Below are 22,699 nucleotides of genomic sequence, written 5' to 3'. Positions count from 1 at the left end.
CAGCCGACTATTTCCGTTGGTCTTCTTTCACTTCAAACGGGATTCTCGCATTTGCACTACTGAGTCGACCCTATCGCCTAAAGACGGGGGAGGTTATGCAAGTTCATGCAACACGGGGAAGGACGCGTAAGCGATTGTAAAACGTTTCTTTAACGAAACATGCGGCTCGGTCGTTTCCAAGTGGATTAACAGTAGATGTCTTATGTGGCCGTCGCCTGAAGCCATCTGACGCCATCTGACGGCAGCGCTCCGGCGGGGAATTTAGAAGCGATCCGCAAGCTGTGGAATTTTGTGTTTGCAATCGTGCTTGATGACTTTCATACCGCTCGGCGGGCGGTAGCTATATGTTCGCGCATGCGGCGCACGAGTGGGAAGCGACCTTGCGCGAAAAGGTCGAACGTTGGCTCTCTTGCCGCGATCCTGAGGCTCATCGAGATGGGCAGAGTTGAACGGCAGTCCTTGTTTAAGTGCTACTGGGCAGCCGGCATGATGCCAAAACGCTCTTCTTGTTTTCGTTCGGACGCGTTCGGATTCGTAGTCAACTGGATGTCACGTGAGGCAGTCGACGACCCCCGGTTTTCTACTGGCCTATGGGAAGGCGGTGCCCGTGCTCTGCTTGCCGGCGTTGCATGGCACCGGTATCTCGTGAACTCTTGTGGAGTTTCAGAGCCGGTGGGCGAAGTCCACTATGCTGCGCTGGCTATCCTCTCAGCAGAAATTTCGGCTGATCGTTGTTAAGTTACCTAATAAATGGGACAAATCCACAAGTCTTTGTGCGACAAGGTGTCGTACTTCGCCTTCGCATTGCCATGTCCCGTAGACCGCGAGCAGCGAGGCGCCGAGCGCTTCCCGTCGTTGTTTCTCGAGCAGTGACGGCCAGACGATTACGTTGACGTTGCCCGTCTCGTCTTCGAGCGTCACGAACATCACGCCCTTGGCGGTGCCGGGTCGCTGTCGGACGGTCACGAGGCCGCAGCCGCGAGCAAGTCGGCCGTTAGGGTAGCCTCGCAGGGTTGACGCGGGTATCAGGCGCTGCTCGAGCAGGATCGGTCGAAGCAACTCCAGCGGGTGGCGCCCGAGCGTCAAGCCAGTCGATCGATAGTCGCCTACGATTTCTTCGGCTTCAGACGGTGCGCCTAGGACCGGCGTCTCGTCATCGATGCGTGCGAAGGCCAATATGTCGATATCGGGGACGGCGGCGACCGACTGCCAGAGCGCCTCGCGACGGTTCCCGGCAAGCGTCGTCAGGGCATTGGCGCTCGCGAGAACCTGCAGATCGTGCCGATCAAGTTGCGCGCGGCGCGCCAAATCGCTGACGCTGGAAAACGGTCTGACTGCCCGTGCGGCCTCGATACGCTCTGCCGCGCCGTCACGCATTCCTTTAAGCAAAGATAATCCGAGCCGGACCGCGGAAACCGCGCGTCCTTCCTGCCGTTCGAGTACCGAATCCCAACCACTGATCGTGACATCGACGGCAGCCACCTGTACGCCGTGCCGCTTCGCATCCTGGACGAGCTGGGATGGTGAGTAAAAGCCCATTGGCTGTGAAATCAGCATGGCGGCGAGAAATGCCGCCGGCTCGTGACATTTGAGCCAGCTACTCGCATAGACAAGCAGCGCAAAGCTGGCGGCGTGACTTTCAGGAAAGCCATACTCTCCAAACCCCTTGATTTGCTCAAAGATCGCTTCTGCGAATTCCTGCTGGTAGCCACGCTCGCGCATGCCATTGACGATACGGTCGTAGTACTTCTGCAGGCCACCCTTGCGCTTCCAGGCGGCCATCGCACGCCTGAGTTGATCCGCTTCGCCCGGCGTGAAACCCGCCGCGAGGATCGCGACCTGCATCACCTGTTCCTGAAAGATCGGGACGCCCAGCGTGCGTCCGAGCGCAACTTTGAGTGCGTCGCTGGGATAGGTGACAGGCTCAAATCCCTGCCGGCGGCGAAGATAGGGATGAACCGCACCCCCCTGAATCGGCCCCGGTCGAACGATGGCCACCTCGATGACGAGGTCGTAAAAGGTCCTGGGCTTTAACCTTGGCAGCATCGACATCTGCGCCCGGGACTCAATCTGGAACACGCCGACCGTGTCTGCCTGCGAAATCATCTCGTAGGTGGCGGGATCCTCGGCGGGGATGTCCTGCATTTCAAATCGCTCTCCGCGCTGCTCGGACACGATGTCGAGCGCGCGGCGAATCGCCGATAGCATGCCAAGCGCGAGCACGTCGATCTTAAGCAGCCCGAGCGCCTCCAGATCGTCCTTGTCCCACTGAATGGCGCTCCGATCGGCCATCGCCGCGTTTTCGACAGGAACGAGCCGCGTGAGCTTGCCGCGACTAATCACGAATCCGCCCGAATGCTGTGACAGGTGCCGGGGAAAATTCAGTATCTGCCCGGCCAGGGACGCCCAGGCCACAATCAACGGGTTCTCCGGATCCAGCCCCGACTCGCCGAAGCGTTGCAACAAGTCCGAGGAATTGTCGAACCACTGATGGCTTTTCGCGACCCGGTCGACGATCTGTGGATCGACGCCCAATGCCTTTCCCGTCTCCCGTAGCGCGCCACGAGGCCGGTAAGTGGAGACGGCCGCCGCGATCGCCGCGCGGTCGCGTCCATACTTTTGATAGATGTATTGGATGACCTCTTCGCGCCGCTGATGCTCGAAATCGACGTCGATATCGGGAGGTTCACCGCGCTCCTTACTGATAAATCGCTCGAACAGCATGTTGCCGCGCGAGGGATCCACTTCGGTCACACCCAGGCAATAGCACACAGCGGAGTTCGCTGCCGATCCGCGTCCCTGACACAGGATGTGCTGGCTGCGGGCGAAACGCACGATGTCGTAGACGGTCAGAAAATACGCCTCGTACTCTAGATCGCGGATCAACTGCAGTTCGTGTTCGATCAGCTCTTGTACCGCGTGAGGGATGCCGTTCGGAAACCGCCGATGGGCACCGATATACGTTTCCTGACGCAGATACGCCTCGTGCGTAAAACCTTCCGGAACGAGCTCGTCGGGGTATTCATACCTGAGTTCATCCAGCGAGAAAGTGCAGCGCTCCAGCACACTCAGCGTTTCGGTCAGCGTGTGTTCGGGATATAGGTTAGCCAGACGCAAGCGCGAACGCAGATGTTGCTCGGCATTGGGTGCCAGGTCGTAGCCGCATTGCGCGACCGGCTTGCCGAGGCGAATCGCCGTCATCGTGTCTTGCAGCGGCTTTCTGGACCGGACGTGCATGACGACGTTGCCGGTGGCCACCACCGGCACCAGATACCGGGAGGCGACGTGCTCAACCGTGCCGCGATGGATGTCGTCCATGGCACGCTGGTGTAACGTCAGTCCAACCCAAGCCCGAGCCGGGAAAGTTGCATTCATCCATTCGAGTTGCGCGGCGAGCGCGTCTTCTTTCGCCGGGAAATCAGGGATTAGGATCGCGAGGCAGTTCGGCATGCCGCGCAGATGCGCGTACGCCTTTTCCGGACGTGCGATGTCCTGCGGCGTCAGCAGATAGCTGCCCTTCGCCGCTCGCATGCGGCCGAGCGTAATTAGCTCGGACAGGTTGCCGTAGCCCTCGCGGTTCTGAGCCAGCAGAATGAGCCCGAAGGCAGGGTGTTTGTCGGCGTGCACCAGCTTGAAGTACGAGCCGATGACGAGCGGCAGCTTCTCTTCCTTCGCCTGCACATGAGCGCGGACGACGCCCGCGAGCGAACATTCGTCGGTGATGGCGAGACCCGAATAGCCGAGCTGCGACGCGCGTATGACGAGCTCTTCCCCGCGCGACGCCCCATGCAGGAAGGTGAAGTTGGAAAAGGCGAAGAGCTCCGCGTAGGCGGGCAGGGCGGAGAAAGGCGAATCCACGGCGTTCGCTCATGTCATCCGAAGAGGCCGTGCAGGAACCAGCGCACTTCGTCCGAGGTCGCGCTCGGCCGTTCGCGGTAGATCCAGTAGCAACTCTTGTCGGCGGCTTCGGCGACGAAGTAGTCGCGCGCAGCCAGGTCGCCATCGAACCAGCCGGCCTCGATGCGCTCGCCGGTCGAAACGAGCTTCAGCGTCGATCCGTAGAACGGCCGGTGGTTCTTGACCATCAGACGTAGCGGCGTTTCGAGCAACCACGTCGGGCGGGGCAGGTCGCAGGGCGGTGTTTCGGGCTTGGCCACATCCTGGACCGATACCCAGCGGTTCGCGTGTTCGGGCCGGTGATCGGACGTCGGCGCCGGGCGCAGCACGTTCTCCGATCCCAGACGCGCGACGAGCAGTTCCAGCAAACGGTTATGGTCTTCCGCCGAGCCGCCGGGTTCTGGAAAGAGCGTGTCGGTCGGCGGTTCGGCGCCCTGGACGTGGGTCGCGGTGAGCCGCACGGCGATGACGGCCGCCGGAAGTTCGACGCGCCCCAAACGCTCTTTCAGCAGTCGCACGAGATGTTCTTCGTGCCAGGTCGGCTCGGCGAGCGCTAGGTCGATGGTGGTCGGCTCGATCGCCTCGCGACCGCGTTCGTGTTCGAGTGTCACGCTCGCATGCGTGAGCGCGAGTTGCTGCGCGCTCAGCCAGCCGCAAAGCTGCACGACAAGCCGGCGAGTGGAGAATAGAATCGCCTCGGCATGTTCGACCCGGTCGGGCAGTTCGACGCGGGCGCTGAACGTGGGCGGCACATCCAGCCACTCGTACAGTTCTGGCGACAGCCCGTAGGCGCGGTCCAACGAATCCAGCAACTCCACGGAACACCTCTTCTTCAAACCGGCGCGCGGCAGGCGACGGATATCTTCGAGCACACGGCATCCGAGCCCGGCGAACCAGTCGGCGAAGCGGCGGATTTCCGGCACGACCAGATACGGCAGCGAGTCGAGTTCACGCTCCAGCGAGCGCATCTTGAGCACGCGCCGACGCCCGCGCTTCGCGAGCATCCAGGCGCCCCGACCGGTCGGAGCGACGCTCATGCGCACGCTCACGCCGACGGCATCGACAATCTTTCGAATTTGATGGCAGATCCGCAGGATGCCGCCGAAAAGACGCAGGCTCGCCGATACATCGACCACCACCGTCTCCTCTTCGCAGACGGCCACCATCGGCGAAAAGCGCATCAGGGCGAGCGCGACCTCGCGCAACATGTCCTGCTCGCGCACGGGCGCGCGGTCGTAGACGAGCGCGTCGGGCGCGAGCGTCACGACTCCCCCGCGCTTCATGCCGAGCAACACGCCCGCTTCCCGAGCCACCGCATCGGCGATAGCGACCTTGTCCCTGTCCAGCACGACGCAGCCGTTCTCCGTCCTAGGCGACCACCTTGGACGGAATACCTCCAGCGAAAGCCGGGGCAGGTGAATGGCGACGAGTACGGCCATGAGGGCTGACCAAAACCGGTGAGGGTTGCAGGGCGACGCTGAGCGTCTCGTTTCGGATCGGTCCTCGTCGCTTGATGACGTCGACGACGATGCCGCCATCGGCCGAACGCACACCTAGGCGCAACGTGGCTGGCGACGCATCCGCTGCGCTGGCGAGCGGCCGGACAAGGAGAAAGAGCGTCTCGGTCGCCTGCGCAGCCAGATGCAGCCGCCGCAGGGCCTCGGCGCGGATGTGCTGCTGCCAGAAGACGAGCGCGCCGCAACTTCGTGCCCGCAGCACCTGCTCGGCGCACCAGAGGGCGTCGGCGGTCTTCGGCGCACGCAACTGGAGCAGCTTGTCGGGCGGCAATCCCAGATAGGAGAACGCGAGTGAATTGGGCACGTGGGGCGCTCGCAGTAGCGCAACCGGCCGGCGGCTGAGTTCTGCGAGTGCCGGGCGCAATAGGCGAAGCTCTCCCACTCCAGGCTGCTGCACCAGCAATTCGACGAGCGCGCCGAGCGGCCAGCCGCCGCCGGGAAGCTCCGCCGATAGGGCTGCGTAGCCCGTGTCAACTGTCTTGCCATAGGCACGCGCGAGCTGAGACCCGCGCCATAGCGCGGGGTGGATCGATTCGACATGTTTCGGCAGCGCGGACACGGGAAGGATGTACAAGAATAACTGTATGGATGTACAGTACTTTACATCGAAAATGTGAAGCAGTGAATTGCCCCTTTTAATTCGCCGGCGCCGAGCCGGAAGTCTATGCTGGAACGGGGGCGCTCGATTGAGGTGACGACGGGAAGCACGATGTTGGATTGAGGTGACGACGGGAAGCACGATGTAGTCCAAGGCGTTGAATCGGATCCTCGCGCCCGCGATAAGATTGTCGCTAGCGGAAGAATCTAGGAGCAATCGCGATGCACATGCAGAATATTGATGGCCGGTCCGGCGCGCGCGCCGAACTGCTATGTTTCCTGGTGGCGACTGCCGCCGCGTCGCGCTCACTGACTCACGAGTGGCGGATTGACCATATCGTCCAGGGTTGCCGGATTTGGCTGGTCAGAAATGCTGTTGTGATGGACTGGCTCGACCGCGTACAGATAGGGCAACTTGCGTTGAAGGTTGCCCGCAGAGATCTGGGCGAGGCTGGCATCAAGGTGCGCCAATCCGACGTTCAGGCTCTGTTCACCGGCGAGATGGGCCTGAATCACGCAAGTACACTGGTTCAGAAGATGATGACGTTGTGCAGTGCCTTGACAGCAGCAACATAGAGGATGGATGTTTTGAGCAAGATTGGTTTTAAACCCAGCGTTCCGGCTACGTCCGAGGACGATTTCGAAATATCGACGAGCTACCGGCTGGGCGGCTACCGTCGGTTCTTCGGGCGCCTTCAGGTGGTTCGAACCACCGATGGGAAACTGTTGTATCCGTTCGACGGCGCGCAGGACATCGGGCCGTATCTCACGCAGACAGAAGCGCTGGCAGCCGCGCAGGTGCTGGCGAACGTATCGTCGAGGGCGATCTCGGCAATCCGGAGCTATAACCGGAGCGACAAACGGAGCGACGCATGTGCTATTCGGCGCAGATTGAGGCGGACTACCGCAAGTACGTCAAGATGTTCGGCGCGCAGATGGACATCCGGGAATTTGCACGTCTCTATTGGGAACGTGTGGAAGGCAGCGCGTGCCTTTGGTCGCGCTGGTCAGCCCAGGGGCAGCCGGACTTGCTTTCGTTCGCCGCCATCACCGATGATCCGCCGGAGGAAGTGGCGGCTGCAGGTCACGATCGATGCATCGTACCGATCAAGCCCGAGCACGTCGACGCGTGGTTGAACCCGATCGCTTCCGACCTGCACGCGCAACATGCGATTCTCGATGATCGCGACCAGCCTTACTATGATCACAGACTGGCAGCGTAGCTGCGCAAGTCCAAGGTGATTTGATGGCTGCCGGCACAAAGAATCTATCGAAGGGAATCGTTAGGCGACGAGCGCCCAAGACGCGGCCTATTTTTATAGCAATAGAACAGGTGTGATGTGGATACGAACGTTGCGCCATTGGCGATGGTGTCGGGCGGTGGAGAAGCCGTCCAGTTTGAAATCGAGATACGTGGCAAGAGATTCCCGTGTTCTATTACCCGCGAGGCGCTCGAGGATCATTTCTGGCTCGAACGACCAGCCGACGACTCGCGCCTCCTGCGTGCCTTTTCAGATGGCCGCGAGCGGATTGTTGCGATCGCTGAACGCAAGGCCCGTCGTTCGGCGGTCGAGATGATTAAACTCACCTCACACGACTTCGAACGGTAGGCCTCGGACGCAAGATGACGAAGAGCAAGGACAAGTCAAGCGAGGCGAGGGCGCTTGAGCGCGTGGCGAATGCCGCCCGCGAAGTACAGGCGGCATCGGTCGCACTCGAAGCACTTTTTACAGACGGCGCCTCGCATGCCCCGACCACTCTCGAGTTGGCGCGGTTTGCAGCCGCCATGCAGGAGCTGAAAGATGCCCGCCAAGCGTTTGACCTATTGCTGATTGACCGAAATGCGAAGGAGGCCGAGTGATCTCGCAGGGGCATCCTTGGTTCATGGCGTCTGAAAGCGACATCGCAAGTCTCAAACGTCGAGCACCGTTTTCGCGTCAAGTCTGGCTGCGACGCGTTTTCCGTACTGGGCTACCATCCCTTCGCGCAAACCTCGCTCGGACTTGTCGCTCTTGCGGAGGGCTTCATTGGTCTGCTGAAAAACGTGTTGCAGTCAAAAGCCAGCTTTTCGCAGACGTGCCGTGCTTCGGCCGAGGGAGCTGAATGGTCGCTTGCCGGATCAATGGTTGCTTACTGGACACGTCTTTTTCGTCCTTGTGATCTGAGCGAAGTCGATTTTCGGCAATCGAGTCGACATTAAACGACGTCAATATCTGTTTTTATCTTTGATCGAGAACCAGGAGGGGCCGACCTAGATGGTGCAGCGAGCCGGATCTTGTCCAGCAGCTTCTCAAATCGTTCGACGACCGGCAGCCGACTATTGTGGTCGACAGGTACGCCGTAGCACCCTGTAGCTCCGTGCTCGCGGAAGGGCAAAACGCGCCCCGTTCTTTCACCCCTCCCGTGAAGAGAGGTTCGCCCAGGGATGGCATTTTCTAGACTAAACCCACGCATATGAGAACGACAGGGTCACGTCTTCGACGGCACAAACGGCCGCATGATCGGGAGACGATAGTTTCGAAGGCTTCGACGACTACTCGACAGCGTCGACGGCTGGCGGGCATCCGGTTTCATTTTTGCGACTAACGAAATGGCAAACGGCGGAATTCCTTGCGCAAGTTGATCGACAAGTGGCTCGGCACTGTGCGCGCGGGCCGGTCCGCGTGATGAAGTTTGGTCGAACGGCTCGCAGTCAAAACCGCTACGTGCGCGTTGCCGGAGGCTCAGAGAACCGCTGGGCGATTATTTTTTTCCGGCATGACGACGGTTCGTGGAAGGTGTACCCACCACGGGCGGACGTACCCGCGATGAGCGCGTATAACCTTGCGGCGATCCGCTAGTGGAAACGACTTACAACGGCTCAAATATGTCCTGTAACTGTTGAATAACAGTTACAGCAACAATTTGCCAGCCGACTCGATGTGGTGACGGCCGTTAAACACCCGTCGGCGCGGCTCGGTCAACGACGATTCGCGTGGCCGCTACGTCCACCGCGTCGGGGGCGCCCACTGCCCTCGACAGCGGCTCTCTTGCAGATATTTAAGCTGTGCTGCCCTTCCGCCTTCGAGAGGGTTGCGACGAAACTACCGAGATTAGGGCATGGCAGAGTTGGCGTTAGATACAGAAATTTCGCATTTGGACCGCTAGCTGCCTACGATAATGGAATGTACAAAGCGTAGGCGGGGCAACGAAGGCAGGTCCACTCAAAAAGCGGCATGACCGAGAGACGAGTTGTCTCGTATTGAAGACTGTTCCACCGACGCGACCTTATGTCGTGCTTACCTGTGCTTCAAATATTCAGCGCAGGCGGCGTAGACCTTCTGGACGACAAGCGAGCGATAGTCTAACTGCCACCGGTTAACGCCAAACAGTGCCGCCACAGCGAGTTCGTCGGACGGAAAATTGATGGGGACTCTAGGGGGCAAGTCATAGGCAGCATGAACGAGGGCGAGTCGGTCTTGCCAATCGGCCGAACCGTCGTGGGAATCGTTGTCGGCTGGGACGAGCATCGCCGTTTCGCCCTTATACGAAGGCAAGCCGCTCAGGATGCCCTCGAAATCCCGCAGCGCCTCGCCCACGTCGAGCCCCGTCGCGCCCAGCCTGAACTGCCGGATGGAGCGCTCGTGCGCATTGGCGCGGCTCTTAAGGGCGGTCACGGCAGTGAGAACCTCACCCCGACGTTCAAAGTAGCGGAACAGCAGGACCACATCGCTTAGATAACTAATGTCGATGTCGCTTTGGATTTCGCCAATGATGCCATGCTGACCGAGCACCAGCAGCGTGATGACACCCCGCTGGTTCAGGTAGCCGAGCAATTCGTGCATTTGTAAGAGGAGATAGCGTTCGCCAGGCATCGCCTGCAAGAACGCATTGAGACTATCGATCGCCACGTATTTCGCGTGGCCCTGCTCGACGCTCTCGCGCACATCGCTGGTGAACTCGCCCGGCGAGATTTCGGCGGGATCGATTTGCCGAAGTTTCAGAAGGCCGCTCTCAAGGTGCGGCTTGAGATCCATGCCAAGATTGGCTGAGCGCAGAAGTAGTGTGGTGCGGGTCTCGTCGAACAGATAATAGACGCAGGGTTCGCCTCGTTCGAGCGCGGCAAGCAGGCACGAGACCACGGTCGTCGTCTTGCCGACACCCGACGGCCCGATCATGAGGGCGTTGGTGCCGGGCACAAGCCCGCCGCCGAGCAACGCGTCCAGACCCTGCGTGCCGGTGCTGAGCGGTGTCGATGAATAGCTGCTGTGGTGTTCCGCCGCAACAAGACGCGGATATACCTTGATGCCGCCCGTTTCGAGCGTCATGTCGTGGTAACCCTCGCGAAACTTGATGCCGCGCATTTTCGCAATCCGCAGCCGGCGCCGTTCTCCGCCAACGTCGTGGACCAGGTTGTCGAGGCTGATCACCCCGTGTGCGATGCTGTGCAACTGCAGATCGCCCGGCTCCGAAGTGTTGTCGTCGAGCAGAAGCACGGTACAGGCGCGCGTGGCGAAGTGGCGCTTCAGCGCGAGAATCTGACGCCGGTAGCGATGCGGGTTCTGCGAAAGAAGCCGTAGTTCGGACAGGCTGTCGAACACCAGCCGAGCCGGCTTGAGCTCGTCCACTTTTTGGATGACGTCCCGCACTGTCTCGCCTAGTTCGACTTCCGCGGGGTGCAAAATGGTCTGTTCGAAACGCGGATCGAGCCCCTCGTCGGACAGAAGCTCGGTGATCGTCAAGCGGTTGACGGGCCATCCGTGGCTGTTCGCTACAGCAATAAGTTCGGCCTTCGTCTCCGACAGCGTCACGTAGAGCCCCGCTTCGCCGAGGTCGGCGCCCTTGAGTAGAAACTGCAACGCGAGGGTAGTTTTGCCTGCGCCAGGCGCACCCTCGACGAGATACATCCTGTGCGGTGTTAGGCCTCCGCCGAGGATGTCGTCGACACCGCGAATTCCCGATTCGATGCGCGTCGGCGCAGCCTGCCCCGTATCTTCGATCATAGATTTAGCGTATTGCGTGATTGGTGTCATTTGGACCGATCGGATGCATTGCGTCCGGTCCGATTCAGCGGCATACTTTCTGCAAAAAGCGGGCCAGGACCGTGCCATAGCTCGCCTCAAACGAGCGCGTGATGATGAACGGCTGCCCGAAGTCGGCGGCAAACGTTCACGTTCGCGGCATCAACGATCCGTTAACTGCGTTTCCGTGGATTCTTTCGTGAGAAGGCTGCGGACTTGCGGCGGGCTTCGACGCGTAGCAGCGGCGGAGAGTCAAGTAGTGGAGCATCGTTAAGGCTTGTCATCGGCGGCACTTCTCGTGAGCCGAATGTAATCGAGCGCCGTCGAACGCACCCAAGTAATACATCATTCGTTTTTCAAAAGTGCTGACAAGGCTGAGGCGTTGGTGGCTGGCAAGAAATCGAAACCAGTCATCAGCATTCAAGTGATCAATGAGGTCACGCTTGTTATAAGCCGGAAAATGGGCCTTTCGTGGTCGGAAATCGCGAGCATTCTGGAAGACGTCGAGGTGCTTTGCGAAGTCGTGCCGTTGACTCTCGAAGTCCACAAAGAAGCACGCCGCGTGGCAGCGAACTACGGGTTTCGGTTCTTTGACTGTTGCATTATCGCATTTGCATTGCTCAACGATTGTGAAGTCCTGTACAGCGAGGACATGCATCACGGTCAAGTCATTTTTGACCAGTTGACCGTGATTAACCCGTTTCTTTGAACACGCCGACGACGTTTCAGTCGTCATCGAAGTAAGCAATCCTTGCGCGTGGCGGCGGCGGGGGTCGACAGATCCGGTGTGCGCCACAAACCTTATGTTCCTTATCGACTCACGGGCACATGCTCATTAGACGGCAGAAGCGGCATCATCCCGACGCTGCTATCACGCACTCGAACGATGGGAGAGGCGCTCGCTGGACGATTTCCTGAGTTCTTCTTCCCCAAAGCGCGCGCTGCCGACACCCTCTACCTTGTGGTCAAAAAATTAAAGGGAGAGGGCGACACGTGATCTACCGTAATGCTCGAAGTCGGCGGAGGCACCGTGCGTCATCACTCCCGCGCCGATAGCACTTCAATCGAGCCTGCTGATCGGACGGCCGACTGAAAGCCTTCACGGAATGCGCGAGGTCGTCATATCGACCGGTGCCCACGGTTACTTAGCACTTTATCGGTTTGTGCCCGAGTTAGACACCGTGTTCGTTACGGCCGTCCGCAGCCAATGGGAGTTGCGATATCGGCGCAGTGATGATGACCGTTCTATGTGGGTGTACGACACCAGATCCTATCGAAAGGGTGCGCGCGGCATTTGACATCAAGCAAGCTTTGGCCGGCATCCGTCCGCGTATAACGCATGGGATGCGTTTCACTTAGGATAACTAGAAGGGGCATTAATAGAGATCAAGCGGCTGCCAAATTGGGGGAGGCTCCACCGCTTCGATTGTGGCGACACCTGGACAAGTCGGAAACGAGTCACTGAGTGCCTCGAGTGAGGAAGAAAGCGCATTCTGAGGCCCGGCAAGATGCCACAGCAGACCGACCTTGTGGCGAGCTTCAAATCAATTGCGAAGCACGGAGCGGCCGTAAAGTCCGCAGAAGGTGCCGGTGACCTCAAAGTAAAGGCTTATGGCGGCGCGGAAAGACGTCGGCGCTTCGACTAGTCGCACAACAGCTTGGAGGCGTCGGGCTAGCTAGCTCACGTTCAACGAAGACGAAGCTGAAGCTGCTCGTCGCGCATTTCCGCCCAGCGTCGGCGCGCGTACCTTCCATTCGCGGTCTGTTCAGGTCCATCGTCGCAGAGAAGCGCTTGCGAGTCGACGTAAAGATCAGAGTACCCAGAGTCACTGGTCGAATTGGGCATTAGCGCGAGATGAGCCAGGTTCGCGATTTTGGTGAGCCCCTCGTCAGAGACGGGTGCTTCAACGCAAATCTTGGCGCAGCCCCGAGTGACGCAGCGGTCCTACCGGAGTCAGCAAGACGGATGTGTTCTTCCCGACACCCCTGCTGTATATGCGGCGATAACAATATGCCAATCGGAGGTGCCGGCAGCAGCGGTCGCGACGGATCAGAACTGCGCATTGCCTACCTTCCACCGCAAGGGCAGAAATCGGCCACAGTGGACCGTGCCCCGGCGAGAATCTTACGTTCGTCCCCTTGGAAAGACAGGAAAGTATTACCGGCCAAGCCGTTCTTGAGCGCCTCTTCGAACCAGATATGCCTCAAGCGGTCGGACGCTGGTGCCGATAATCAAGGACCAGACGTTTAGAAAACAAGCTGCACAGATGTTGATGCTGAAAGCTCTCACTCGTAGCTCGCGCTACGCCGTCCCGCCGCTGCCATCGCGCGCCGCGTTCGTCTTCGCTGCCGCATTTGGAACATGGGCGGTGCCCGTCAGTGCGGCACCTGCTTCCTCGCTGGAGGGCGCATCTGTGCAAGCGGAGGGCGTCGCAGGCGACGACCTCGCAGCGATGCCGCTTGAGTCGCTCATGAACATGACCGTGAGCGGTGCGACGCGAGTCGCGCAGCCTGTGTCAAGCGCGCCCGCCGCCGTGGTCGTTTTGACGGCCGCCGACATCCGCGACTACGGCTGGCGCACGCTCGCCGATGCGCTGTCGGCGCTGCCTGGCCTATATGTAACCTCTGATCGCATGTATTCGTATCTTGGCGCGCGCGGTTTCCAGCGCCCCGGCGATTACAACAGCCGCTTTCTTCTGCTCGTAGACGGAATGCGCGTGAACGACGCGGTCTACGATCAAGCGCCCGTCGGCTCAGATTTTCCAGTCGACATGGATCTCGTCGAGCGCATCGAATACATACCAGGTCCCGGCTCGGCGATATATGGCTCCAATGCGTTGTTCGGCACCATCAACGTGATCACCAAGAAGGGCAGGGACATCGGCGGCGTAGAGCTTGCTGCCGCAGCCGGCAGTTTCGGCGAGAAAGAGGCGCGCGCAACATATGGCTGGCATGGCGCGTATGGGGCCGACCTCGTGCTGTCCGCGACCGCGTATGAACGTCACGGACAGGACCTGTACTTTCCTGAATTTGATACGCCGGCTCAGAACAACGGCGTCGCGCAAGGTCTCGATGGTGAGCGCAATCAAAAGCTGTTCGCAAAGTTCGACATCGGCGGTTTTCGCATCAGCGCGGGGTACGGCAACCGGACGAAGGATGTTCCCGGCGCACCTTACGACGCAGTTTTCAACGTGCCGTTCAGCGTTACGGACACGCATTCCTTTGTCGATGCGACCTACACCCAGACCGTCCGTGACGACATCGCGATAGATTACGAGTTCTATGGCGGCCGCTATGACTACACGAGCCGTCAGATCGAAGCACCGGCGCCGGGCGTTGCCAACGTCGATGGCGATCACGCAGTCTGGTATGGCGGCGACGTGCACGCCACAGTGCGCACCGTGCCGCGCAATCGAATCGTGGTCGGCGTCGACTACACGATGAACGCGGCGCGCGATCAATGGAACTACAACGTCGCGCCATACGAACGCTTGCTCGACGACCATCGGGTGAGTCAACGCGCAGGCTTCTACATCGATGACGAGATCAGGCTCGCCGGACCGCTGACGCTTGATATCGGCGGCCGCTTCGATAGCGAGACACGCATCGGCGGCAACTTCAGTCCGCGTATCGCGTTGATATGGCGGCCAACCGAAAGCGATACCCTTAAGCTCATCTACGGCGGAGCCTATCGTGCGCCGAACGCCTACGAGATGTATTACGCATTCCCGGGCGATGGCGGGCAGCTCGCGAATCCATTACTGAAGTCGGAACATATCGGATCGGAGCAGATCGTTTACGAACGTGCGCTGGGTGGCATGGGACGCGCGACGCTCACGTTGTTTCGCTACTCGCTTCGCGATGTAATAACGGAGTCTATCGATCCAAACACCGGGTTCTACGTGTTTCGCAACGTGGATCGAGCGCAGGCCCGCGGCGCGGAACTCGCATGGCAGCAGCAGTTTGCCTCGGGCTTGCGCGCGCGCGCGAGCTACTCATTTCAGTTCTCGCGCGATTCCATCTCGGGCGGCGCCCTGCAGAACTCGCCGCGCCACATGGGCAAACTCAACGTCAGCGCGCCGATGTTTTCGCGGTGGGCGCGTGCGGGTGCCGAGGCGCAATGCATGTCGTCACGGCTCGCGCAGACCGGTTCGGCAGGCGGGTATTGCATCGCGAACCTGACGGTTCATAGCCGAAAGCTGGTTCCGCGGGCGGACGTGTCCTTGTCTGTCTATAACATATTCGATCGCCGCTACGCCGATCCCGCCGGCCCCGGCTTCGCGCAGAACGTGATCGCGCAGCAAAGCCGCACGTTGCTCGCCAAACTGGTCTATGGGTTCTGATGATGTGGATGCGTCGATGCATAGCGCTGTCTCTCTGCATGGCCGGTTCGCTCGCGGCGTGGTATGCGAACGCGCAAGCGCAAGCCGACCTTCCGAAGCTCGAGAGTGCATACATCTTCAACTTCACGCAATTCACGCAGTGGCCCACCGATCGCATGCGCAACCGTGAACTGCGCGTCTGCGCGAGCGCCCGCAGTTCGCTACGCGACTGGCTCGCCGCGTTGAACGGCCGGGCGGTCGGCGTGCGCGTGTGGCGTTTCGCGAGTCTCGCCGACAAGGGCGCTGCAGAATGCGACGTGCTTGTAGTGGACGAGGGCGACGACGCGAGTCCAGAGATGCGTGAAGCATTTCGCTCGGACCATGCGTTGCTGATTATCGCGCGCGTCGGCGCCATCACGCCTGGCGACGCGATCATTACGCTGGTCGCGGAAGACGATCATCTGCGCTTCGATATTAACAACACCGAAGCGCTGCGCCGCAAGCTGGTGCTCAGTTCGAAACTGCTGCGGCTCGCGAGGAGACCAATGTGATCATGATGAAAAGAGGGAGCCAGAGCGCCGGGCGCCTGACCGTCCGCGCAAATCTCGTGAGCGTCGGAATCGCGCTCGTGGTGGCAAGTATCGTCCTCTTGGTATATCAGGCCGTGGCATTTCGCAATGCGCTATACGACGATGCTTCGTTGCAAGCGTCGGTCATTGCGGAGAACGTCAGCGCGTCGCTGATGTTCGAGGACGAAGCGTCGATGAGAGATGTGTTGCGCTCGCTTAGCCGAGTGCCTTATGTCGAGAGCGTGAGCGTCTATCGCAACGACGGGCGACTCTTTACGCGCTATGCCCGCGCCGGTATCAGCCGTGAAGAACAGGAAGAGGGTACGCTGCAGTCGACGGAGCGTCACACCACGTTTTCGCTCGGTGATGTATTCGTGCGTGCGGCCGTCGAGCATAACGGTCACAAGCTCGGACATGTAGTGCTGGTCGCGACCAGCGATCTCGTGCGCCGACAACTCGTTCAATATGCATGCTTCCTCGGCATCGCATGTTTAGGTGCATTGTGGATTTCGACGCTCGTGATGCGCCGGATGCGACGACGAGTGAGCGCAGCGGAACGCGAGCTAGAATATCTCGCGCGCAGGGATTCGCTCACAAACCTGCGGAACCGTCGCGCCTTCTATGAAACGCTGGAAGAGCGGCTTGCGGCAGCGAAGGATCCACATCGTCATTTCGGCCTCGTGCTGATTGACCTTGACGACTTCAAGACGGTCAACGACACGTTGGGTCACGGTGCAGGCGATGAGCTGCTGCAACACGTGGCGCGCGTACTAGAGAGTACCGTACGTGGGCGCGCAACCGTTAGCCGCATGGGAGGCGACGAGTTCGCGGTGACGCTGGAGATCTCGTGGAAGCGTACCGTCGTCGCGGATCTCGCGAATGAAATCGGCGCGGCACTTGGTCGGCCCGCGTCCATCTGCAACCGCGAGATTAACGTGACGGCGAGCGTCGGTTATGCGAGCTTCCCCGAAGCTGGCGACGACAGCGGAAGTCTCGTGACCTGCGCGGACATTGCGCTATACGAAGCGAAAGCGCGCGGCAAGAACACGGTCGTTGGATTTTCCGCGGCGATGATGGATGCTGCAAAGCGCCGCGCCTATCTGGAAGCGGAGTTACGCAAGGCCGTCGACAGTGATGCGCTCGATCTCGCCTATCAGCCGCAGTTCGACTGCCGCAGCGGATCGCTCGTCGGTGCCGAAGTACTGGCTCGGTGGACGCACGCTCGTGAAGGCGCCATATCGCCGGCAGAGTTTATTCCGATCGCTGAGAACAGCGAGCTGATAGTACGGCTCGGACGTTCGGTGCTGGACCGTGCGTGCGTAGCAGCCGCGACGTGGAACGCCGGGTGTCGGGGCGCGCCGGTTCGTGTCGCGGTGAACGTGTCTGCGCGTCAGTTGCGGCATCCGGGCTTCGTCGGCGATGTCCTCGCGGCAATCGACGCCAGCGGACTTGCGCCCTCGCTGCTCGAACTCGAACTTACCGAGAGCCATCTGATCGCGAACCGCGAAACCGGCCTCGACGTGATGACCCGTCTGCGCGAAGCGGGGGTGCTGTTATCAATCGACGACTTCGGTACTGGCTATTCGTCGCTTTCGTATCTGCATGCTTTTCCGGTGAACACGCTCAAGATCGACCGTTCATTCATCGATAGGCTTCCCGAGCAGGGACAACCCATCGTGACGGCCATCCTGTCGATGGCTCATAGTTTCGGGCTGAACGCGGTTGCGGAAGGCGTGGAGGACCCCGAGCAGCTCGCCTGGCTGGTTGAAGCGGGTTGCGATGTGGTGCAGGGTTACCTGACGGGTACCCCGATGCCGCTCGAGAAATTTTGCGCCCTTGTGACGGAGCATGCGTCGGCGCAGCGCAACTTCACACTCGGTAGACCCAAAAATCTAAGCGTCGTTTCTTGACTGCGCTGGACCGCTGAGTTTTGCGCGCAATTCATTCGCGGACGCGTCGATTATCGCGACGGAACTGGCGGCAGCTAGGTCCGCCGGGCGCGCTGGCGGTCGTCTCCCGAGACCATAGTTCGACAAGATCAAGGCAGTCTTGCAGCCGACGGCTGTTCTGCGGGACGGCGGTTGCGTCGTTTTCGTCCTCCGATTTGACTTGTCCGAGGCCATCAAACGGCACGCGCACCTAAGCGCTATCAATCCCTGCCTTGGGATCAACGACTTAAATGCATCGTGAAACGCTCACAGAGCAACTGCGTCACAGTCCCGCTTTCCATTGCTGGCCAACAGTACGAGCATCGCTACCACTCGGACGGCCTCGATCCACTATGGAAGCCAAGATCGCTCGTTCTGGCGTGGTTCGTGGCTGCGCGGAATCGATGTTTCCTGCATGCAAGTCGGTGAACGATGCGTCCGCTTCTGCAGCCAGGGCGGAGTTGTGCGTCACGCGAAACGTCAGCTTTCGAAGCTTGCCCCAAGGAGGAGGTCGCACACGTTGGGAATGTCGAGACCTTGAACGGCGGAAACTTGTAAAGGGTTTCCATCTTGATTCGGAATTCCTCGATGGACGTTGGCGCATATTCGATCCGGGTACCGAGAACTTCGCTCATCGCGGCTGCGATCTCAGCATGGTTCATCTCGACGGGGCCGTAGAGCGTGTAGGTCTTGCTCTCATGGCCTTCGGGGTTGGCGAGGACATGGGCGATGACGCGTCGCTGATCATCGGTGGCGATAGGCGCGTGACGGCCGTTGCCAAAGGGAAATTCAATCTTCCTCGTGGCCCAGATCTCCCTTGCAAAATGCGGATAGACGAGCCAATCGGCAAAGAAGGTGGGGCGCAAATGCGTAGTCGCGACATCTGACCAATTAAAGACTCGCTCGGAAACCCAGTGGTCCTGTGCTGCGTGGCTCGCCGACTCCCGGCGTGCGGAAATCTGCGACATGTTGACGATCGTCGTGAGGCTCGCTTCCTTGGCTGCCTGCGCGAAATAGGCCGCGGCCCCGATGATTCCGGGCGTGATTGGATGAAGGAAATAGGCCGATCGGATTCCTTCCATCGCTGCCCGAATGTCGTTGATGTCGGTGAAGTCCCCGATCACGACATCGACACCGCGCTGCCTCAGGGCGGCCGCTCGATCGTCATCTGTGCGCACATATGCCCGCACGCGTTTGCCCATCTTGAGCAGTTCGTCAATGGCAATGCCTCCCGTGCGTCCAGTTGCACCGCTCACAAGAATCTCAGCCTCGTTCATCGCTTCGCTCCATCGACTGAGAATGGCCGAAGCCGGCTCCATGGCCACTAAGCTTGTGCGTCGGGGGTCTCGGTAGCATCAACTGTTTGACGGAGGCGCGTAGCGGTGCGGTGGCTGGACAAGCCCACAAGGGTGCTCACTTGCTCGTTGGTCTTTCATGCGGCGATTTGCCAGCGACCAAACGCGTTCCTTAGTAAGCGCGGACTCTCATCGGCCGCGGTCAAGCCCGCACCGTGCATAGCTGCTCGGACGCATTTCAACAACGTGTCCGGCTGCATCGGCTTTCCCAATGCGGTGGTGATGAACAGCCATTGCGTCGTGCACTGAATGATTCGGCGCAGGGCATGGTAGTCGCGCAGTATGTCGATCGCAAACGCGTCGATCGGCACACGGCGCGCGACGCGAGGCCCGTGCTTATCGACAAAAATGGTGGCGCGGTCGCTGTCGACGCCCAGATCGTCGACTCGTAGTTGCCTGAGTTCGGCCGCCGTAATTCCGGACGCGAGAAAGAGCGCAACGATCGCCGTGTTTCTCAGTTGCTTGAACCTCGTGCCTTCCGTCGAAACGCACACCTCTTGAAGCGGCGCATCGTCGTCCGCGGACAAATAAGATCGGAATTGGTTCGTTCTCTGGCCAGCTCTCGTTAATGAGCATCTGCGCCGCGGGATTGTTGGCCCGCAGCGCGATATTGACGAGGTGACGCGTGAGCCGGTCAATCAGCTTGAGATAGCGCAGGCGCGTCGTTGTGACGGGCGCGCAGTCCTGCGCAAGGTCGGTCAAGAAGCCGTCAAGGTGCTCCGCTCCAAAGCTGCCCACAGTCGCACGGCGGACGGTCAAATAGTCGTTGAACCGCGAGAACATCGAACGGTGCTGGACGATCGACTGGTCGGCGATCGGCGCCGGTGGCTTCCTCCCGTTGCCATTGCGCATAAGCGTCTTCCGGCCTCGTAGGAGCCTTTGCCCAATTAGTTAACTGTTTCACATGTCGAGGCTATTTTGAAATGTCGGGGTGCCAGCTATTTAAAAATGTCGGGTCTTAAGGGTTAAAAGGTTTGTTTTTCATGGGTTACAGCTCGCGCAGTGTTGAAGGCCGCGTTTGAACGGGCAGGGCGTCGGTGCCAGTGCCAGCAGCGTTTGCAGACCGACGACCAGATTTGCCGGAGGTCTGTTGCGTTTGCCTGCGTTGCGCCAGATCCACGATGACCTGCTCAACATCGGACTGCGTGAATTCGCGTTGCTTCTTCTTGTTCGACAGAGGATCGTTTCGGGTTGTCCTGGTCGCGTCACCGCGATTCGTGCGGGAGGGCGCTTTGCCAATCCGACTGTTGTCCCGTTGTGCCTGAATGGCCTGCGCGACTTGGAGCACGTGGCCCAGACGCTTATGCTCAACCACCATGCCCTGATCGATTTCGGCTAGGCGGTCGTACTGCCGATACGGTAGAGAACGGCCGTCCGCCCGGATCTCAATGCGACCATCCGGATACTCCCAAACGTCGATGTACCGATCGATCAACTTTCGGTTCTCCGGCGTGTCGTCCAGCAAGTACATCACCCGGTCGTATTGAACCGTCAACGACTTCGTGACCTTTCGCGGCTCTCGCCAGGTCAGCGTCAGATCCAGGCTCTCATCGACCCGCAGCGGCCGGTGCGCATCGAAATCGCTCTTCGGCGGCTTCGCAAAGCGGGCGTTATCGCTGGCCATGAAGGAGAGCGCCCACGCATTCGCCTCGGCCACCGTATTGATGCCTCGCAGACGCATCTCCTTGACCAGCCGGTCTTGCAGCGTCAGGTGAGTACGCTCGACGCGTCCCTTCGCCGAACTGCTGTTCGCGCAAAATGTGTCGATGTTCAGCTCGTACATCGCGCGGCCAAACGGCGTGACACGGTTACCGGTCTTGCCGGGATGTACGTTGCGGAACACGCTTGCCTTGTCGCTATAGAGCGCGCCCGGCTTGCCGTAGCGCTCGATGTACGCACGCGTCGCCTCGAAGTAACTGAACGTCGATTCCGTGGCCGTAAAGTGCAACTGCATGATCCGACTCGTCGCATCGTCCACGTACACCAGCAACGTGCAGGCCGGCGCCCGATCCTCAAACCAGCGATGATCGCTGCCGTCGATCTGGATCAGTTCCCCAAGGCATGCACGACGCGCGCGCGGCTGATAAACCTTTGGCGGCCGCTGTCGGCGCGGTACCCACAACCCAGCTTCCGTCATAAGCTTCCTGACCGTTTCTTTGGCCAGCCGGATACCGTGACACCCCCACAGCTTCTCGCAGGCCAGCGTCGGTCCAAAATCGGCATAGCGGTCACGGATGATCGTCAGCGCACGCTGGGTCAACTCGACATCCAGCCGTCGATTGCCTCGGCCACCACGCTTGCGCGACGTCAGTCCAGCCGCGCCAGATTCCCGGTACCGGATTACCAGCCGCTCGATCTGCCGAACTGTCACGCCCAGGCGTTCAGCCGCACGCCCAGGCTTCAATCCCGTATCCACCACGGCTTGAATCACCTTCAGACGGTCGAGTTCTCGCATGTTCAATGTCACCAGAGTACCTGGGCGCATGGCGGGCTCCGATATCTACGACGGGCCGACAAGCATGCCAGGGTTGAAACACGACATCTCTATCTAGCTAGAACACGACATTTGCATATAGCTTCTACAACACAAATATTCGATAATAAAGCTTATGTAAAGTTCGTGCCCCATGCCGCCGACCTACCCGTCGATAGATTTTTCATGTCGTACCCGTTCACGTAGAGCGGTCAGCATCGCAAGCGGCTGGCGCGCCTAGATGACTTCCTGAATTCCCGGTCGAAATCTCTTTAGTTTGGGTACATGGCTTGCTGTCCGGGTGTCTCCTCAGGTGCGTCGTTCCATTGGAAAGAGCTCGGATGTTTATCTGTTGTAGGCGGCGCTATGGTTGCGTTGACGTTTGGGGCAGGAACGCGGAGCACAAGCGCCTTGGACATGATCATGGGCTTGGAAGGTTTCTGCGACTGCGCGCCTGCCGTTTTGTCCGGCCTACGCTGCGCGCGGCGGCGCTTCCAACGACGCCAAAATGCGCTATCTGCGTCCGGTTGTTTGCAATCGCGCCCGCCGTCCGCGCACTGTTTGCATCAACGCCCACAATGGATTACTTTCTAGCTCATAGGAGACTCACGCGCTCTCGCGTGACTCGCCGACCCCCACCTGGACTATCCGCAAGCCTATTCGGTGGGGCCGGTCGAAATTTCCTTCCTCGCAGCAGTCGCGTCCGTCGCAGCTGAAGGCATCGAGCTGATGTCCCAGCGAGAGGCGCTAACGATTCAACGCGACCTGAAGGAAGTATTGCTTCGCGAGCAGCAGCATCGAATTCGCAACAACTTCCAGTCCATCGCTAACCTACTAAGCATCAACGCCGTCAAGACCAAGGACGACGCGGCTCGACGCGGCTTCCAGCCCGTCGAGCGACGCGTATTCGCGCTTGCATCAATGTACGATCACCTTCTGGGGTTGCACGAGCAGCGCGACGATGTGGACCTAAGTCGTTATTTGGGCTCTCTGTGCGACGACCTTCAACAATTCTACGCTTTGAAGGAGCGAAGGATTTCG

15 protein-coding genes and 2 pseudogenes are annotated in these 22,699 nt (G+C 59.8%); 10 read left to right on the top strand and 7 right to left on the bottom strand.

Annotated elements, in window-relative coordinates:
- Positions 1–708: 708 nt before the first annotated feature.
- The 3 genes from QCE48_RS30655 to imuA are packed head-to-tail and all read right to left on the bottom strand — an operon-like array spanning position 709 to position 5,973.
- Positions 709–3,858 carry an error-prone DNA polymerase gene (locus QCE48_RS30655; protein ID WP_309788674.1) on the bottom strand — a complete coding sequence of 1,050 codons (3,150 nt, stop codon included), beginning with the start codon at positions 3,856–3,858 and terminating at the stop codon, positions 709–711.
- Positions 3,859–3,872: 14 nt separating this feature from the next.
- Positions 3,873–5,336 carry a DNA polymerase Y family protein gene (locus tag QCE48_RS30650; RefSeq protein WP_309788673.1) on the bottom strand — a complete coding sequence of 488 codons (1,464 nt, stop codon included), beginning with the start codon at positions 5,334–5,336 and terminating at the stop codon, positions 3,873–3,875.
- Positions 5,266–5,973 (bottom strand): translesion DNA synthesis-associated protein ImuA, encoded by a 708-nt coding sequence (gene imuA / locus QCE48_RS30645; protein WP_404983516.1) that lies wholly within the window; start codon positions 5,971–5,973, stop codon positions 5,266–5,268. Before imuA ends, QCE48_RS30650 begins: the two co-directional genes overlap by 71 nt.
- Positions 5,974–6,233: 260 nt before the next feature.
- Here imuA and QCE48_RS30640 point away from each other — a divergent pair, with 260 nt between their 5' ends.
- The 5 genes and pseudogenes from QCE48_RS30640 (at position 6,234) to QCE48_RS30620 (ending at position 7,872) form a co-directional block, all read left to right on the top strand.
- Positions 6,234–6,587, top strand: a complete 354-nt coding sequence (locus tag QCE48_RS30640; RefSeq protein WP_404983439.1) for a hypothetical protein — start codon at positions 6,234–6,236, stop codon at positions 6,585–6,587.
- A gap of 12 nt (positions 6,588–6,599) precedes the next feature.
- Positions 6,600–6,859 (top strand): annotated as a pseudogene (locus tag QCE48_RS30635) (DUF6723 family protein).
- A gap of 138 nt (positions 6,860–6,997) precedes the next feature.
- A pseudogene (locus QCE48_RS30630) lies at positions 6,998–7,234 on the top strand (SOS response-associated peptidase family protein); the annotation flags it as partial.
- 117 nt (positions 7,235–7,351) lie between these two features.
- A complete protein-coding gene (locus QCE48_RS30625; RefSeq protein WP_309788671.1) occupies positions 7,352–7,621 on the top strand; it encodes a DUF1488 family protein in 270 nt (89 codons plus the stop codon).
- Between the two features lie 14 nt (positions 7,622–7,635).
- A complete protein-coding gene (locus QCE48_RS30620) occupies positions 7,636–7,872 on the top strand; it encodes a hypothetical protein (protein WP_309788670.1) in 237 nt (78 codons plus the stop codon).
- Positions 7,873–9,289: 1,417 nt separating this feature from the next.
- Here the strand turns inward: QCE48_RS30620 and QCE48_RS30615 are convergent.
- Complete coding sequence (locus QCE48_RS30615; protein ID WP_309788669.1) at positions 9,290–10,993, bottom strand: ATPase domain-containing protein; 1,704 nt, start codon at positions 10,991–10,993, stop codon at positions 9,290–9,292.
- A 358-nt stretch (positions 10,994–11,351) separates the two neighbouring features.
- On the opposite strand from QCE48_RS30615, the gene QCE48_RS30610 reads away from it, so the two are divergent.
- The 4 genes from QCE48_RS30610 to QCE48_RS30595 all read left to right on the top strand — a co-directional run bounded on the left by QCE48_RS30610 (position 11,352) and on the right by QCE48_RS30595 (position 17,812).
- Positions 11,352–11,720 carry a PIN domain-containing protein gene (locus tag QCE48_RS30610; RefSeq protein WP_309788963.1) on the top strand — a complete coding sequence of 123 codons (369 nt, stop codon included), beginning with the start codon at positions 11,352–11,354 and terminating at the stop codon, positions 11,718–11,720.
- A gap of 1,744 nt (positions 11,721–13,464) precedes the next feature.
- On the top strand, positions 13,465–15,354 hold the full coding sequence (locus QCE48_RS30605) for a TonB-dependent receptor domain-containing protein (RefSeq protein ID WP_309794421.1): 1,890 nt from the start codon (positions 13,465–13,467) through the stop codon (positions 15,352–15,354).
- An 8-nt stretch (positions 15,355–15,362) separates the two neighbouring features.
- Entirely contained in the window at positions 15,363–15,884 is a 522-nt protein-coding gene (locus QCE48_RS30600; RefSeq protein WP_309788667.1) for a YfiR family protein, read from the top strand.
- Between the two features lie 2 nt (positions 15,885–15,886).
- Complete coding sequence (locus tag QCE48_RS30595; RefSeq protein WP_309788962.1) at positions 15,887–17,812, top strand: EAL domain-containing protein; 1,926 nt, start codon at positions 15,887–15,889, stop codon at positions 17,810–17,812.
- 344 nt (positions 17,813–18,156) lie between these two features.
- On the opposite strand, the gene QCE48_RS30590 is transcribed toward QCE48_RS30595, so the two are convergent.
- From QCE48_RS30590 to QCE48_RS30580, 3 genes are all read right to left on the bottom strand, one after another.
- Positions 18,157–19,107: an NAD(P)H-binding protein gene (locus QCE48_RS30590; protein WP_309788666.1), complete on the bottom strand. Its 951-nt coding sequence runs from the start codon at positions 19,105–19,107 to the stop codon at positions 18,157–18,159.
- Between the two features lie 155 nt (positions 19,108–19,262).
- The gene (locus tag QCE48_RS30585) at positions 19,263–19,712 is read right to left on the bottom strand and encodes a tyrosine-type recombinase/integrase (RefSeq protein ID WP_309788665.1); all 450 of its coding nucleotides are present in this window, start codon (positions 19,710–19,712) and stop codon (positions 19,263–19,265) included.
- 461 nt (positions 19,713–20,173) lie between these two features.
- Positions 20,174–21,670 carry an ISNCY family transposase gene (locus QCE48_RS30580; RefSeq protein WP_309788664.1) on the bottom strand — a complete coding sequence of 499 codons (1,497 nt, stop codon included), beginning with the start codon at positions 21,668–21,670 and terminating at the stop codon, positions 20,174–20,176.
- Positions 21,671–22,321: 651 nt separating this feature from the next.
- Between QCE48_RS30580 and QCE48_RS30575 the strand changes: the two genes are divergently transcribed.
- The coding region (locus tag QCE48_RS30575) for a histidine kinase dimerization/phosphoacceptor domain -containing protein (protein WP_309794418.1) at positions 22,322–22,699 on the top strand (378 nt) is incomplete at its 3' end.

This window comes from Caballeronia sp. LZ024 (genome assembly GCF_031451455.1).
In the GTDB taxonomy this organism is placed as follows: domain Bacteria; phylum Pseudomonadota; class Gammaproteobacteria; order Burkholderiales; family Burkholderiaceae; genus Caballeronia; species Caballeronia telluris.
The sequence above is the reverse complement of the archived record's forward strand: the minus strand, read 5'-3'. Positions and strand labels throughout refer to the sequence as shown.